The following is a 14,590-nucleotide window of genomic DNA, read 5'->3' as shown; positions in this document are numbered from 1 at the left end:
CCCCGTCCCGCCCGAAGGTCCCTCACCCCGGAGTCGCCATGCCCATCGCCGCCACCGGCGATCTGATCGCCGAGGCCGCCGCACAGCACCGTGCGGTCGCCGCGTTCAACGTCATCACCCTGGAACACGCGGAAGCCATCGCCGAGGGCGCGGAGGCGGCGGGGTCGCCGGTGATCCTGCAGATCAGCGAGAACGCGGTCGCCTACCACCGGGGCCGGCCGCGCCCGCTCGCCCGCGCCGCGGCGGAGGTGGCGGACCAGGCCGCCGTCCCCGTCTCCCTGCATCTCGATCATGTGCAGTCGACCGAGTTGCTGCACCGGGCGGCGGACTGCGGTTTCAGTTCGGCGATGTTCGACGCCGCCCGGCTGCCGTACGCGGAGAACCTCGCGGCCACCCGCGCCGCCGTCGTATGGGCGCACGAGCGGGGTCTGTGGCTGGAGGCCGAGCTCGGACAGGTCGGCGGGAAGAACGGGGAGCCGCCGTTGAACGCCCATGCGCCCGGGGCGCGTACGGATCCGGAGGAGGCGCGGTCGTTCGTCGCGGCCACCGGGGTCGACGCGCTGGCCGTGGCGGTCGGCACCTCGCACGCGATGACCTCGCGGGACGCTGTCATCGACCACGGTCTGCTGGGCGGGCTGCGTGCGGCGGTGCCGGTTCCGCTGGTGCTGCACGGTTCGTCCGGGGCCTCCGACGAGGAACTGGCCCGTGCCGTGGCGGGCGGGATCCGCAAGGTCAACATCGGCACCGCGCTCAACATCGCGATGACCGGGGCGATACGGGAGCGGCTGGCCCAGGACGAGCGGGGCGTGGACCCGCGCCGGTATCTGGCGGACGGCCGGGACGCGATGGCCCGCACGGTGGCCCGGATGATGGCGGTGCTGACCGCGGGGCGGGCGCACGCCGCTTGACGACGAAGGACGCCGGGGCCGGTGGGCGCGCTGCCCGCCGGCCCCGGCGTCCCTTGGCTGTCTCGGGCCCCATCGGCCCCGCCGGCCCCGGCGTCTTCCCTCGTCGGGCCCCACCGGACCCACCTCAGGCCGGCTCCCTTGGCCCCCAGTCCCGCAGCAGGGCCGTGAGATCCGTTCGGACCCGCCGTCCCGGGGCCGGTGGGATCGGCGTCGACGAGGGCACGGCCAGCACCCGGCAGCCCGCCGCCTCGGCGGCGGCCACGCCCGTGGGGCTGTCCTCGACCGCCAGGCAGGCCTCCGGCGGGAGCCCCAGCCGGGCGGCCGCCTTCCGATAGGGGTCCGGGAAGGGCTTCGAGCGGTCGCTCTCGCCGTCCGCCACCGTCGTACGGAACACCTCGCCGCCCAGCGTGCGCAGGACCGCGTCCACCACCCGGCGCGGCGAGGCCGACACCAGAGCCGCGGGCGGGCCCTCCCGTTCCAGCCGGTCCAGCAGCGCGCGGGCCCCGGGCCGCAGCTGCACACCCGCCTCCACCGCGGCGAGGAAGGTGTCCTCCAGCTCGGTCTCCAGCCCGGCGACCGTGGTGGGCTCCGGGCACAGCTGTACGAGGCGGGCTGCGGTGTCGGCGCAGGTGCGGCCGAGGAGTCCAGCGCCTTCCCGCTCGTCGAGGAGGTGGCCGTGGGCCGCCGCGACGGCGCCCGCCGCCGCCGACCAGAGGGGCTCGGTGTCGACGAGGGTGCCGTCCATGTCGAGAAGCACGGCGCGCGGCACGGTGGGCACCTGGCCGCCGTCGAGCGTCCAGTGCGAGTCGGGCGTACGGTCCAGGGCCGCGTACACCTGGGCGGCGACGTCCTCGTGGCGGACCGGGCGGGCGGGGCGGGCGCCGGCCGTGATGTCGGGGCCCGCGCAGACGAGCCACGCGGTGCGCTCGGCCGGACTGACACCGCCGTGGCCGCCCTCGTCCCGGTGCCCGTGGTCGGTGACGACGAGGACGGTCCAGGCCTCGGCCTCGTACGCCGGTCGGGAGCGCAGGGCGGCCAGGAGGTCGCCCAGGCGGCGGTCGGCCGCCTCGACCGATTCCTGGTACGCGTCGCCGCAGCCGAGGTGGTGGGCCGTCTCGTCGGGAGCGCCGAGGTAGACGAAGGAGGCTTCGGGGTCCTCATGGGTGAGGACGCCCACCGCGTCGCGCACGGTCGCCGCGTCAGCCTCCTCCCAGGCCTCGGGGGTGTCGGCGGCCGGTGCGTGGTGGGTGAGCCGGGTGGGCCGGCGGAACAGGGGGCCGCCGTCGGCGACGGTGACCAGCGGCTCCCAGGCCGCCGCGACGTAGGTGCGGCGGCCGTCCTGTTGGGCCAGACGGGTGGTGAAGTCCGGGAAGACCTGGAGGCGGTGGCCGCTGAGGTCGTTGCTCCAGACGGCGTGCTTGGTGACGCCCACACCGGTGACGACGGTGGCCCAGCACGGCCCCGACATGGTGGGCGTGTCCTCCCCCACCGTCACCGGGACCAGGAAGCCCGCGTCGGCCACCGTGTCGAGGTGCGGGGTGGGCACGCGGTTCAGGGTGTCGAGGCGCACTCCGTCGATGCCGACGACGAGCACACGGCGGGCACGGGACATGGCGGTCTCCCGGAGGGCTGCGAGGAGCGGTGGCGCTCTCCCGATGGGTGCGGATCCTGTACGGGCGTGGGGTCAGGCCTGCTGGTGCAGGGTGCGGGGGTCGACCGCGTGGGCGAACGGCAGGCCGTGCGCGTAGCGTTCGAGCTCGTCGACGGCGGCGTCGGCGAGCCGGTGCAGTTCGCCGCCCTGGGAGCCGGCGATGTGCGGGGTGAGAAGGACGTTCGGCAGGTCGTAGAGCGGGGAGTCGGCGGGCAGGACCTCCGGCTCGGTGTGGTCGAGCACGGCGTTCAGGCGTCCGGTGATCAGTTCCTTCAGCAGCGCGTCGGTGTCCACCAGCGAGCCTCGTGCGGTGTTGACGAGGGTCGCCCCGTCCTGCATCAGGGCGAGGCGCGGGGCGTCGAACAGGTGGCGGGTTCCGGGGAGTTCGGGGGCGTGGATGCTGACGACGTCGCACTCGGCCGCCAGGGCGTCGAGCCCGATGCGCTCCACCCCGAGGGTCCGGGCGTCCGCCGCGTGGAGGTACGGGTCGTGGACCAGGACGCGCAGATCGTAGGGGCGCAGCAGTTCGACGACGCGGCGGCCGATGCGGGAGGCGCCCACGATGCCCACGGTGCGGCGGTAGTTGCCGACGGCGGGGAACCGTGCGAGGAGGTTCACCCGGGAGCGTGCTTCGCGGTAGACGCGGGCGCTCTCCAGGATGTGCTTGTTGGCGAAGAGGATCGCGGCGACGGTGTACTCGGCCACCGGGAGGGCGTTGGCCGTCGCGGCGGTGCTGACGGCGATGCCGCGGTCCCAGACGTCCTGGGTGATGTGGTGCTTGACGGAGCCGGCGGCGTGGATCACCGCGCGCAGCCGGGGCATGGCGCTCAGGGCGTCCGGGTCCAGGGGCGGGCAGCCCCAGCCGGTGAACAGGACCTCGGCCTCGTGGAGTCCGGTGCGCTGGGCGGGGTCGTCGGCGCCGAAGTCGGTGACGAGGAGACCGGGGACGAGGTCGGCGACACGGGCAAGCCGGTCCAGGGCTTCGGGGGCCAGGATCGCCGTACGGGTCTCGCCGCTCATCGCCAGGACGGTGCGGGGGCGGGTCCGCTGGGGCGCGGCGGAGTGGCTCACTTGACGGCTCCTGCGGTGAGGCCCGAGCGCCAGAAGCGCTGGAGGCAGAGGAAGGCGACGATCAGGGGGACGACGGCGACGAGGGAGCCGATGATCACCAGCGGGTAGAGCTCCGGCTGCTGGTAGACGTTCTGGTTCCACATGTAGAGGCCCAGGTTGACCGGGTAGAGCTGGTCGTCGTTGAGCATCATGAGCGCGCCGTAGAAGTTGTTCCAGCTCGCGGTGAAGGAGAACAGGAAGATGGTCACGAAGCCGGGCGCGAGCATCGGCAGGGCGACCTTCACGAAGGTGCGCACCTCCCCGGCTCCGTCGACCCGGGCCGCTTCGAGGACCTCGCCCGGCACGTACCCCTCGGAGAAGACGCGCGCCAGGTAGACGCCGAAGGGGTTGACGAGGCTCGGGATCAGGACGGCCCAGTAGGTGTTGACGAGGCCCAGTTCGGAGGCCATCAGATACAGCGGGAGCTGGACGACGGTCGAGGGGATGAGGACCCCGACGAGGACGACGCCGAACCACTTCTCCCGGCCGCGGAAGGCGTACTTGTCGAAGGCGTAGCCGCAGGCGACGGAGATGAGGGTGGAGAGCCCGGAGGCGACGACGGTGTAGAGGAGGCTGTTGAGCAGCCAGCGGACGAACACCCCGTCGTTGTAGGCGAAAAGGGCGTCGAGGTTGGCCAGGAGGTGGAAGTCGCCGAGGCTGAACGGATTGGTGGCGAACAGGTCCCGGTAGCTCTTGGTGGAGGCGATGAGGAGCCAGGTCAGCGGCATCAGCGTGTAGACGGCGACGACGGCGAGCACGGCGTTCACCATCACGCGGGAGGTGAGTTGCCCGCTGCGGCGGGCGGGCGGCGTCGAGGTGGAGCGACGGCGCGCCCTGCTGCGGGGCGTGGGGGCGGGCGGTGCGTCGGGGGTGGCTGTCTGGTTGCTCATGAGGCCTTCCACCGGTTGCCGAGTTTGGTGACGACGAAGGACAGCAGTCCGGCGACGAGGGCGAGCAGGAGGGAACTCGCGGCGGCCAGGCCGTAGTCGTGGCCCTTGAAGGCCGCGGTGTAGATGAACATGGTCGGCGACCAGTCCTCGCCCATGGTGTTGGCGCGCAGTTGGACGAGCTTGGGGGCGTCGAAGAGCTGGATGGCGCCGACGCAGGTGAACAGCAGGGTCAGGACGACGGTCGGCCGGATCATGGGGATCTTGACCTGGAGGGCGGTGCGCAGGGCTCCGGCTCCGTCGACGGTCGCGGCTTCCAGGACCTCGCGGGGAACGGCCTGGAGACCCGCGTAGAAGATGATCATGTTGTAGCCGGTCCACTGCCAGGCGGAGATGTTGACGACCGAGAAGATCGCCTCGTCCTGGCCGAAGAAGTTCCAGTGCGCGCCGAGTGCTTCGAGGGCGTCGGTGACGGGGCTGAGGCCGGGTGTGTAGAGGTAGAGCCAGATCAGTGAGGCGATCAGGCCGGGCACCGCATGCGGCAGGAAGTAGGCGATCTGGAAGAAGCGCCGGGCTCGGGCCAGGGTCGAGTCGACGAGCAGGGCCAGAATGAGCGCGCCGCCGACCATCGCGGGGATGTAGAGCGCGCAGTAGAGCGCGATGTTCCCGAACGAGCGGAGGAACGCCTCGTTGCCCAGGGCTTCGGTGAAGTTGCCGAACCCGGCGAAGACGCGTTCGGTGCCGCCGAATCCCAGGCCGGAGGACTCCTCCCGGTAGAGGCTCATCCAGGCCGCGTAGATCATCGGCAGGACGGTGACGGCGGCGAAGAGCGCGAAGAAGGGAACCGTGAACAGGGCGACGGCCCGGCGCTGTCCGCGTCGTGTGCCGGGGCCGCCCGGAGCGCCGGGCTTTCCTGGTCCGGCGGGACCGGCCGGCGGCGCGGCCTGGGGTGCCGGGGTCTTGGCCGGCCGGGCGAGTGGGGCTGCCACCTGGTGCTCCTTCGGCGGGATGGGGTGGGCGAGGGGAGAGTGGGGCTGCCCGGCACGGTGTGTCCCGGGCAGCCGCGCGGCTACTGGTCGAGCTTCAGACCGCGGTCGGCCACCGCCGACTCGCCCTTCGCCTGACCGGAGCTCAGCATCTTCGTGTGGTCACCGCCCGCGGCCATCTGCACCGAGGTCACCTGCTGCTGCACCGGGCCCCAGGTCCAGCCGGGCACGATGGTGTCGGCGGCCTCGCCCGCCAGCGCGTACACGTCCTGGCCGGCGAAGTAGGAGTCGTCGAACTTCTCGGCCGCCGCGGCCCGCATGCCCTCGTTGGCGGGCAGGGCGCTGCTGGGGGTCTTGAGGGAGCTGAGGCGAGCGGTCATGGCCGCCGGGTCGGTGGTGACCCACTTGATGAACTCGGCGGCGGCCTCGGTGTGTTCGCTGCCCTTGGGCACGATGTAGGAGGTTCCGCCGTACATTCCGGTGCCGGCCTTTCCGTCCCAGGTGGGCAAGGGGGCTATGCCCCACTTGCCTTTGCTGTCGGGGTAGCTGACGGGGAAGTTCCCGGCGCTCCAGGCGGCGCCGATGACGGTGGCGACCTTGCCGGTGGCGCGTTCCTTGGTCTCGCCCTCGCCCCAGAGCGGGGTCCTGGAGGCGAGGCCGTCGGCGAGGAGGTCGTCCCAGTAGGCGGCGACCTTGCGGGAGGCCGGGTCGTCGATGTCGACCTTCCAGGCGTCGCCGTTGGTGCCGTACCAGCGGGCGCCGGCCTGCCAGGCGAGGCCGGAGAGCAGAGCGGGGTCGCCGCCGCCGAAGTTGGTGATGGTGACGTCGGGGTCGCCGCCGTGGATCTTCTCGGCGGCCGTACGGTATTCGGCCCAGGTCGTCGGCACCTCGACGCCGTGCTTCTTGAACAGGTCCTTGCGGTAGAAGAGCTGGATCGGCGTGACGTCGAACGGCACGGCCCAGGTGGAACCACCGAGGTTGACCAGGGACTGGACGGCCTCGGGGAACTCCTTCTTCACCAGGTCGCCGGAGCTGGGCGTGAGGTTCTCCAGGTTGCCCTCGCTGGCGTACTCGGGCAGGGCGGAGTAGTCCATGGTGGCCACGTCGGGGGCGTTGTGGCCCTTGACCGCGTTGGACAGTTTGGTGACGCCCTCGGGGCCGGCGGGGACGAGGGAAAACTTCACCTTGATGTCGGTGTGCGTCTTGTTGAACGCGTCGGCCGTCTCCTTGGCGCCCGCGGTGGCCGACCAGTAGGTGAGGGTGACGGGCTCGCCGTCGCCGGGGCCCGAGGCGTCCGAGCCCGAGCCGCCGCAGGCGGTGACGAGCAGGGCGAGTGAGGCGGCGGACGCCGCGAGGGCGAGGCGGGACGTGCGGGCGGTACAGGGCATGGGCCGGCTCCTACGGGACCTCGAACTGCGGGAGAAGAGGTGAACGGCACACATCATTTTGCGCAGAAGCGATCGCAGTCAAGAGCAAACGACCAATTCAATCGAATCGATCACCGATGAGTCGGAGCCTTGTCCCTGGCACCCGTCGAGCCCCGGGAACGCGACGAGCCGTGCCCGCAGGGCCTGTTGGCCCGGGGCACGGCTCGTCGCGCGGTGCTTCGTCCGTCAGGGAGCGGCGGTGGCCGCCCCGCAGGAGACCCGGATCCGCAGGGTGGGCAGGATGTCCAGGTGCCGGCGGGCGGCAGGCCCCCGGCCCGCCGCTCCCGCGGCCGGGCCCGCATCGGTCCCGCCGGGGTCCGCGACACCGAGGCGGGACAGCAGGAGCCGGGCGGCGGCGGCGCCCACGGCGTGCTTGTCCGGGGCCACGGCGGTGAGCGGCAGGTCGGCGAGTCCGGCGACCTCGTCGTCGTACGCGATCACCGCGAGGTCCTCGGGCACCCGCACGCCCCGGGCCTGGAGCCGGGGGATGAGGACGATCGCGTCCGCGTCGCTGTGCACGATCGCCGCGGTCACCCGGCCGCTCGCCACGCCCCGGCACAGGTACTCCAGCGTCCGCTCGAAGCGATCGGCCTCCGACCGCGGCGGGGCGTCGTCCAGCGGCGAGGTCGACACCGGGGTCAGCCCGAGCGCCTCCACGGCGGCCCGGTATCCGACCCGGAGCCGGGGCGCGGTCGGACTGTCCTGCACGGCGAGCGCGATCGCCCGGTGCCCGAGCCCGGCGAGGTGCGCCACCGCTTCGGCGGCGCCCTGCGCGTGGTCCGAGCGCACCCGGTCCAGGCCCGCCGCCGGATGGCCGAGCGGCGCCGAGCGTTCCACCAGGACGACCGGGGTCTCCTGCTCCACCGTCCACAGCCCCTCGCCCTGCTCCGGGCAGCCGCGCTCCCAGCTCGGCGTCAGCAGGAGCCCGTCGGCGCCGGTGGACAGCAGCCGGCGGGCCTGGGCGGCGTCCTCGTCGGGGAGATAGCGGGACAGCCCGATCGTGAGCCGGGCGCCCGCGGCCTCGACGGTCTGCCGGGCGCCGCGCACCACGTCCGCGTAGTAGTACTCGGTGGTCGGCACCACCATGCCCACCACCAGCCCCTCGGCGAAGGGCGCGGGGGCCGGGGCGGGCCGGGACTGCCCGGCGGGCCACACCACCGCGCCGTGCAGCCGCTCCACGAGCCCCTGGGCCGCCAGTGCCTCGACGTCCCGGCGCAGGGTGACGGCGGACATGCCGAGCTCCTGGGCGAGTTCGGCGACGCGCAGGCTGCCGCGCTCGCGGACGAGCTCGAGCACCCGCTCGTGGCGCTGATCGACGTGCAGTCGCATGGATCCCCCTGGACTCGGAGACGGCTGGGCTCGGGGCCGACGGTGTTCCGGCGGCTCGGGTGGGTGGATTCCCGCTGCCGGGCGGCCGCCGTTCGGCATGGCTCAACCATATCGATCGCATCCGCTCGAAACGATCCGAGCACGGTATTGCCCCGGCGCGACGGGTGCGGGCCCGTTCGCACCGGGCAGCGTCATACCCGCCCCACGAAGCGATCGATACGATCAATTCGGCCAAAGTTATTGAGCGAGTCGCCTGGCGGCTGCTAGAAAGTGCCCGCCCGCTCAGAACAGTCGGATCCCGGGATCAGTTCAGCGCCCCGCGCGCCGGGTTCCCGCCGAAGACACGTCACCGACCCGGAGCTCCCCCATGACTTCTGCCTGGTCCCGCCGTACCTTCCTGGCCACCTCTGCGGTGCTCACCGCCGCGGGCGGCGGCGCTCTGATGCCGTCCACGCCAAGCGCCGCCTCCACCTCCTCCACCGCCGAGGGCGATCCGTACACCGAACTCCGCGCCACCTGGAGCACACTGATCCTCGGCGAGGGGTTCAGCCCGACCGCCGAACCCTTCAAGGGCCGGCTGGCCGATCTCGGCGCGAAGGCGTCGCAGTGGCTGGAGACCATGGCCCCGGCGGAGGGCTCGCTCTGGCCCGATGCCGTGTTCGCGGATCCGGACCCGGACACGGACCCCGAGTCGTACGTCCTCTCCGGACGGATGGCCGACAGCTTCATCCGTCTGGGCACCATGGCGCAGGCCTACCGCCAGCAGGGCACCGGCCTGACCGGGGACACCGGACTGCGCGATGCCGTGGTCACCGGCCTGGAGCACCTCAACAGCCAGGTCTACAACGCCGAACAGACCCGGTACGGCAACTGGTACAGCTGGCAGATCGGCGCGCCGCAGGCCCTGCTGGACGTCTGCGTGCTGATGTACGACGCCCTCACCCCGGCGCAACTCACGCGCTTCTGCGCCGCAGTCGACCATTTCGTGCCGGACTCCGCCGTCGCCTCGTACACCGGGACGAGCACCGGGGCGAACCGGGTCGACCTGTGCCGGGTGCTGGCGCTGCGTGGGGTCGTCGGGGCGAACGCGGCGAAGATCGCGCTGGCCCGGGACGCCCTCTCCCCCGTCTTCCCGCTGGTGACCCAGGGCGACGGCCTCTACGCCGACGGGTCGTTCATCCAGCACACCACCGTGCCCTACACCGGCAGCTACGGATCGGTGATGCTCGGCGGGCTCGGACTGCTGTTCGCGTTGCTGAAGGGGACCACCTGGGAGGTCACCGACCCGCAGCGGCAGGTGGTGTTCGACGCGGTGGAGAGCGCCTGGGCCCCGTTCCTCTTCAACGGTCTCGTCATGGACTGCGTCGCGGGGCGCGCCATCAGCCGGGGCGAGGTCGACGACCACCGGCGCGGCCACCCCATCCTCGCGTCCATCGTGCTGCTCGGGCAGGGCGCGTCGGCCGCCGAGAACACGCGGTGGCGGGCGCTCGTCAAGGGCTGGGCCCAGCGCGACCACTACAGCCCGCCGCTGAGCAACCCCTCGCTCGGGCTCACCGCGCTGGCCCGCGTGAAGTCCGTCCTGGACGACACCTCGCTCACCCCGATCCCCGAGCCGGACGGCCACCGGCTCTTCCCCGACATGGCACGGGCCACCCATCGCCGCCCGGGTTGGGCGGCGTCGCTGAGCATGGCCGACCGGCGGATCACCTACTACGAGACCGGCAACGGCGAGAACCTGCGCGGCTGGCACACCGGGTCGGGGATGCTCTCCTGGTGGGGCGACACCTTCGCCAACGGCCAGTACAGCGACGCCTTCTGGCCCACGGTCGACCCGTACCGGCTGCCGGGAACCACGGCTTCGCGCAAGGTGCTCGCGGACGGGGCGGGCGGCGACTGGGGCGCTTCGCTCCCCGATGTGAACTGGGTCGGCGGGGTCACCGACAGGAAGCGCGCCGCCGTAGGGCAGTACCTCAAGGGGCTGTCGAGCACCTTGATGGCGAAGAAGTCGTGGTTCTTCCTCGACGACACGGTGGTGTGCCTGGGCGCGGGCATCCACAGCCGCGACGGCGCGGCCGTGGAGAGCACCGTGGACAACCGCAACCTCGGGCCGATCGGCAACGCCCCGTTCACCGTCGACGGCTCGGCCAAACCCCTCACGCTCCCGTGGTCGGCCACGCTGACCGACACGTCCTGGGCGCATCTCGCCGGGCACGGGGGTTACGTCTTCCCGGGCAGGGCCACGGTGAAGGCGCTGCGGGAGAACCGGACGGGGCGCTGGCGCGACATCAACACCGCGGGCTCCACGGATCCGGTCTCCCGGAAATACCTCACCCTCTGGTTCGACCACGGAAAGGACCCGTCGGACGGCGCGTACGCGTACCAGCTTCTGCCCGGCGCGTCCGAGCAGCGCACGGCGGCGCGGGCGGCGGACGGCGGCTGGCTGCGTGTGCTCGCCAACACGGACGACCAACAGGGTGTGGCCGTGCCCTCGCTCGGGCTGACGGCCGTGAACTTCTGGTTCGGCGGCAGCGTCGGGCCGCTGGTGGCGGACGCCCCGTGCTCCGTGATGGTGACCGAGCACGCCGACGGAACGGCGACGGTGTGCGTGAGCGACCCCATGCGGATGCGGAAGAGCCTGACCCTCACCTGGAACCGGGCCGTGGCCTCGGTCGTGTCGAAGCCGGCCACGGTGACGTCGGCGACCACGGGGGCCTCACTGCGTCTCGTCTTCGGCGACCTGTCCGGGACGCGCGGGACAACGCAGACGATCAAGGTGCGGCTGCCGTGAACCCCGTGGGCGGGCCGCGCGGCGCAGTCCGTACGCGGCCCGCCGGGCGGGCCGTTCAGGCGGTGTCGTTCAGATGCTCCTCGATCCAGCGGACGCCGAACTCCACCGCGGGCCCTGCGTCGAACAGGCAGCTTCGGGCCGCCCCGACGAGGCCCGCCCGCCCGATGCCGGCGGCGAGCATGCTCCCGACGATCACCGCGAAGGGATCCTGCCCCTCGGGCACGACCGGGGAGTAGTCGAACGCGCCGTGCTCGGAGTCGATGTCCCGGAAGGTGCGCCAGACCCGCTCGCCCTCCACCTGGATGGGCTGTTCGTACGTCACGAACCGCTTGCCGGGGGCCTGGGCCAGCGCCTCGGCGTGGTGGAGCAGGGTCATGGACCCCCAGGGCGCGCCGAGGAGCAGCACCCGCCCGTCGAGGGCGACGAGGCGCGCCAGCGGGCTGCCGGGGCCGTGCGGGTCGTCCCAGGGATGGGCGTCCATGAGCGCGGCGGCGGAGGGGCCGAGCGCCGCGAGGCTCACGTCGGGGTGGCGGCTGCGCACGGCACCGGGTCTGCGGCGCAGGGCCTCGGGGAGTCGGCCGTTGTCGTGTTCGGCCTCGCTCGTCTCCGGGTCGTAGGCGGGGTGGTGGGCGCGCAGGGCTTCCTGCCAGGCGGGGGGCCAGGTGGTGAAGTCGTAGGGCGGGGCGTCGTTCCACCCGCAGGTGACCAGCAGCGTGCCGGTCGGTCCGACCACGTCAAGCAGGGCGTCGACGACGGTCCCGGGGCCGCCGGGGACGTAGCCGATGGCGGACAGCCGGGTATGGAACATCACGGTGTCGCCCCGGGCGAGGCCGAGTCCGGCCAGGTCGTCGCGGATCCGGTCGCGGGTCACCGGGCCGTCGGAGCGTCTCAGCAGTTCCCTCACGTCCATACCTCCCCAGCCTAGGGCCTGGGGGCCCGGGGAAAACCGGCATGTCAGGGCGGACGCGGGCCGGTCATACTGTCGGTCGGCATACGGACGGGGAACATCATCATGACGAGCGACGACCGGGTCGGGCCTCCTCTGCTGGGGGGCGAGCGCGAGACGCTGCGAGCCTTTCTCGACTACCAGCGGGAGACCCTGGCGATGAAGTGCGCGGGGCTGAGCGACGAGGAGTTGCGCGAGCGGTCCATGCCGCCGTCCACGTTGTCACTGCTGGCTCTGGTGCGGCATCTGGCGGAGGTGGAACGCGCCTGGTTCCGGCGGGTGTTCGCGGACGAGGCGGCCCCGATGGTGTGGTCGGAGAAGCCGTTCGACTTCCAGGCGGCGTACGACGCGAGCGCATCGAGCCGGGCCGAGGCGTTCGCCGCCTGGGAGGCGGAGGTGGAGACCTCGCGCCGGATCGAGCGGGAGGCGGCCTCGCTGGATCTGGTGGGACGTCAGCCGCGGTGGGAGAAGGACGTCTCGCTGCGGATGGTCATGGTGCACGTCCTGCTGGAGTACGGCCGCCACAACGGTCACGCGGACCTGCTGCGGGAGGGGGTGGACGGGACGGTGGGCGCCTGAGAACGCGGGAACCGTCCTGCACCGGGCACGGGCGCGTGCACGTTCACTCTCGCTTTCGCTTTCGCTTTCGCGTGCGACCGTCGGTCGCGACGGGCCCGCTCATAGACTCGGCTCCATGACTCAAGAGCCGACGCCTCCCGCCCTGGTCTCCGCCTTCGCGCCGGGCGGCACCCTGCGGGCCTCGATCAACCTGGGCAATCCGATCCTGGCGCACCGGGACGCGGCGAGCGGCGAGCCGGCCGGGGTCTCCGTCGACCTGGCGCGGGAGTTCGGGCGACGGCTCGGGGTGCCCGTCGAGCTGGTGGCCTTCGAGCGGGCCGCGTTGTCGGTCGAGGCGGTGCGGGCCGAGCGGGCGGACATCGGATTCTTCGCGGTCGACCCCGCCCGGAGCGAGGGGCTGCGGTTCACCGCCCCCTACGTCCTCATCGAGGGCAGCTATCTCGTGCCGGAACCGTCCCCGGTCTCCGGGAACGACCAGGTGGACCGCGAGGGCACCCGGATCTCGGTCGGGGCCGGGTCCGCGTACGACCTCTTCCTCACCCGTCGGATCCGCCACGCGGAGATCGTCCGGCTGGAGGGCGCCCCGCGCGCGCTCGCGGCCCTGCGGGCGGGAGACGTCGAGGTGGCCGCCGGGATCCGGCAGTTGCTGGAGGCCGAGGCCGCACGGGCCGGGGGCGTACGGGTGCTGCCGGGGCGGTTCATGGTGATCCAGCAGGCCATGGGGGTGCCGGCCGGGCGAGGTGCGGCGGCGCAGGAGCTGCTGGGGTCGTTCGTGGAGGAGATGAAGGCGGACGGTTTCGTCGCGGATGCCCTGAGGCGTCACGGCGTCGAGGGCGCGAGCGTGGCGCCCGCCGGCTGAACCTCCTGGGCGCGTCCTCGATCCCGGCCGTGAGGATGGTCCGGGGCCGCGAGCATCACCTGTCGGCCGCGCGGCCGGGCGGCCGGCGGTCAGTGGCGGCGGGTCAGGACACGGGTGGTGCTGCCGTCGTCCTCCGCGATGTCCCTCACGTGCTCGAAGCCGATTCTGTCCAGCAGGGTCAGCGAGGCCTGGTTCTCGGCGGCGACGGTGGCGTGGACCTCGGTCAGCCCGAGGGCCCCGAAGCCGTGAGCGACGATGGCCTGGGCCAGCTCGGTCCCCAGGCCGGACCCCCACGCCGTGGGCGCCAGGGCGTAGATGATCTCGTGGCCGTCGACGACGTCGGTCCGTTTGATCTCGGCGTGCCCGACGAGGAGTCCGTCGCAGCGGACGGCCCAGACGGCGAACAGGTCCTCCGCGTAGACCTGGGTGAAGACCCGCCCGAACAGGGCCCGGTCCTCCGCCTCGGAGGAGGGCCCGTCACCCATCCACCGGGACACCGCGGTGTCCTGGAACAGCGCGACGAAATCCTCCTCGTCCGCGGGGACGTACGGCTCCAGCAGGAGCCTCTCGGTGCGCAGGGTCGGGGTCACGGCGCGTGACGCTACCGGGCCGACGACCGTACGGGCAATCGACTTTGCCGCACACCGGTTCAGGCGGGCCGGGAATCGGCCGCCGGGTTCTCGCGGAGCAGCCGCTGAGCCTTCTCCCGCAGCCTCTGCCGGTGCTCGGGGTCGGTGGCCCGGTCGGCGGCGCGGCCCAGCTCCTCGGCGCGTTCTCGAGTGCGTCGGGCTCGCTCCACCGGGCTGTCGTACAGGTTCATGGGGATGTCCTCCGTCGTCGGTCCTCCGTCGGCAACCAGCGGTGCGTGCGCGACCGGAGCCCCAGCGTCACCGGAGTCGGTCGGGCCCGCATCTCGTGCGGCTACGTTCAGTGACGGTGGGAGGGGACGGGTTCCCGGAGGACGGCGACCGCCCGTCCGTCGTGACCGGCGTCGGGGGGGCGGGGGGGGGGCGGGGCCCCCCCCCCCCCCCCCCGGCGGGGGGGGGGGGGGGGGGGGGGGGCGGGGCGGCCCGCGCGCCGCGCCGCGCCCGCGGGCCGCGCCCCCCCCCCCCCCCCGCGC

At 72.9% G+C, this 14,590-nt stretch carries 13 protein-coding genes; 4 read left to right on the top strand and 9 right to left on the bottom strand.

Translation table 11 applies throughout. From position 1 onward, the window contains the following. The first annotated feature begins 38 nt into the window (after positions 1-38). Positions 39-908 (top strand): ketose-bisphosphate aldolase, encoded by an 870-nt coding sequence (locus ACH4UK_RS36245; protein WP_398363411.1) that lies wholly within the window; start codon positions 39-41, stop codon positions 906-908. Between the two features lie 124 nt (positions 909-1,032). Here the strand turns inward: ACH4UK_RS36245 and ACH4UK_RS36240 are convergent, their stop codons facing one another. The 6 genes from ACH4UK_RS36240 to ACH4UK_RS36215 form a co-directional block, all read right to left on the bottom strand. Then, positions 1,033-2,520, bottom strand: a complete 1,488-nt coding sequence (locus ACH4UK_RS36240; RefSeq protein ID WP_398363409.1) for an HAD-IA family hydrolase — start codon at positions 2,518-2,520, stop codon at positions 1,033-1,035. Between the two features lie 72 nt (positions 2,521-2,592). Beyond that, complete coding sequence (locus ACH4UK_RS36235) at positions 2,593-3,630, bottom strand: hydroxyacid dehydrogenase (RefSeq protein WP_398363407.1); 1,038 nt, start codon at positions 3,628-3,630, stop codon at positions 2,593-2,595. Then, positions 3,627-4,559, bottom strand: a complete 933-nt coding sequence (locus ACH4UK_RS36230) for a carbohydrate ABC transporter permease (protein WP_398363406.1) — start codon at positions 4,557-4,559, stop codon at positions 3,627-3,629. Before ACH4UK_RS36230 ends, ACH4UK_RS36235 begins: the two co-directional genes overlap by 4 nt. After that, entirely contained in the window at positions 4,556-5,545 is a 990-nt protein-coding gene (locus tag ACH4UK_RS36225; RefSeq protein ID WP_398363404.1) for a carbohydrate ABC transporter permease, read from the bottom strand. Before ACH4UK_RS36225 ends, ACH4UK_RS36230 begins: the two co-directional genes overlap by 4 nt. An 80-nt stretch (positions 5,546-5,625) precedes the next feature. After that, on the bottom strand, positions 5,626-6,930 hold the full coding sequence (locus ACH4UK_RS36220) for an ABC transporter substrate-binding protein (protein WP_398363402.1): 1,305 nt from the start codon (positions 6,928-6,930) through the stop codon (positions 5,626-5,628). A 225-nt stretch (positions 6,931-7,155) separates the two neighbouring features. After that, complete coding sequence (locus ACH4UK_RS36215; protein WP_398363400.1) at positions 7,156-8,298, bottom strand: substrate-binding domain-containing protein; 1,143 nt, start codon at positions 8,296-8,298, stop codon at positions 7,156-7,158. A 367-nt stretch (positions 8,299-8,665) separates the two neighbouring features. On the opposite strand from ACH4UK_RS36215, the gene ACH4UK_RS36210 reads away from it, so the two are divergent. Next, a complete protein-coding gene (locus ACH4UK_RS36210) occupies positions 8,666-11,086 on the top strand; it encodes a polysaccharide lyase 8 family protein (RefSeq protein ID WP_398363398.1) in 2,421 nt (806 codons plus the stop codon). 55 nt (positions 11,087-11,141) lie between these two features. On the opposite strand, the gene aac(3) is transcribed toward ACH4UK_RS36210, so the two are convergent. Next, positions 11,142-11,996: an aminoglycoside 3-N-acetyltransferase gene (gene aac(3), locus ACH4UK_RS36205; protein ID WP_398363396.1), complete on the bottom strand. Its 855-nt coding sequence runs from the start codon at positions 11,994-11,996 to the stop codon at positions 11,142-11,144. A gap of 102 nt (positions 11,997-12,098) precedes the next feature. Here aac(3) and ACH4UK_RS36200 point away from each other — a divergent pair, with 102 nt between their 5' ends. Together ACH4UK_RS36200 and ACH4UK_RS36195 are read left to right on the top strand one after the other, a co-directional pair. Further along, positions 12,099-12,611 (top strand): DinB family protein, encoded by a 513-nt coding sequence (locus ACH4UK_RS36200; protein WP_398363394.1) that lies wholly within the window; start codon positions 12,099-12,101, stop codon positions 12,609-12,611. A gap of 115 nt (positions 12,612-12,726) precedes the next feature. Beyond that, complete coding sequence (locus ACH4UK_RS36195) at positions 12,727-13,470, top strand: transporter substrate-binding domain-containing protein (RefSeq protein ID WP_398363392.1); 744 nt, start codon at positions 12,727-12,729, stop codon at positions 13,468-13,470. 89 nt (positions 13,471-13,559) lie between these two features. Here ACH4UK_RS36195 and ACH4UK_RS36190 read toward each other — a convergent pair whose 3' ends face one another. Together ACH4UK_RS36190 and ACH4UK_RS36185 are read right to left on the bottom strand one after the other, a co-directional pair. Beyond that, on the bottom strand, positions 13,560-14,060 hold the full coding sequence (locus tag ACH4UK_RS36190; protein ID WP_398363390.1) for a GNAT family N-acetyltransferase: 501 nt from the start codon (positions 14,058-14,060) through the stop codon (positions 13,560-13,562). A 59-nt stretch (positions 14,061-14,119) separates the two neighbouring features. After that, positions 14,120-14,290: a DUF6381 family protein gene (locus tag ACH4UK_RS36185; protein WP_398363388.1), complete on the bottom strand. Its 171-nt coding sequence runs from the start codon at positions 14,288-14,290 to the stop codon at positions 14,120-14,122. Positions 14,291-14,590: the final 300 nt, after the last annotated feature.

The organism is Streptomyces sp. NPDC020884 (assembly GCF_044333935.1).
Classification (GTDB): domain Bacteria; phylum Actinomycetota; class Actinomycetes; order Streptomycetales; family Streptomycetaceae; genus Streptomyces.
This window is presented reverse-complemented; position numbering and strand designations above follow the sequence as displayed.

What these genes read in the sequence shown, in the direction of transcription:
- ACH4UK_RS36240 (WP_398363409.1), bottom strand. Translation starts at nt 2,520, where the DNA reads ATGTCCCGTGCCCGCCGTGTGCTCGTCGTCGGCATCGACGGAGTGCGC.
- ACH4UK_RS36210 (WP_398363398.1), top strand. Translation starts at nt 8,666, where the DNA reads ATGACTTCTGCCTGGTCCCGCCGTACCTTCCTGGCCACCTCTGCGGTG.
- ACH4UK_RS36215 (WP_398363400.1), bottom strand. Translation starts at nt 8,298, where the DNA reads ATGCGACTGCACGTCGATCAGCGCCACGAGCGGGTGCTCGAGCTCGTC.
- ACH4UK_RS36185 (WP_398363388.1), bottom strand. Translation starts at nt 14,290, where the DNA reads ATGAACCTGTACGACAGCCCGGTGGAGCGAGCCCGACGCACTCGAGAA.
- ACH4UK_RS36220 (WP_398363402.1), bottom strand. Translation starts at nt 6,930, where the DNA reads ATGCCCTGTACCGCCCGCACGTCCCGCCTCGCCCTCGCGGCGTCCGCC.
- ACH4UK_RS36195 (WP_398363392.1), top strand. Translation starts at nt 12,727, where the DNA reads ATGACTCAAGAGCCGACGCCTCCCGCCCTGGTCTCCGCCTTCGCGCCG.
- ACH4UK_RS36230 (WP_398363406.1), bottom strand. Translation starts at nt 4,559, where the DNA reads ATGAGCAACCAGACAGCCACCCCCGACGCACCGCCCGCCCCCACGCCC.
- ACH4UK_RS36245 (WP_398363411.1), top strand. Translation starts at nt 39, where the DNA reads ATGCCCATCGCCGCCACCGGCGATCTGATCGCCGAGGCCGCCGCACAG.
- ACH4UK_RS36200 (WP_398363394.1), top strand. Translation starts at nt 12,099, where the DNA reads ATGACGAGCGACGACCGGGTCGGGCCTCCTCTGCTGGGGGGCGAGCGC.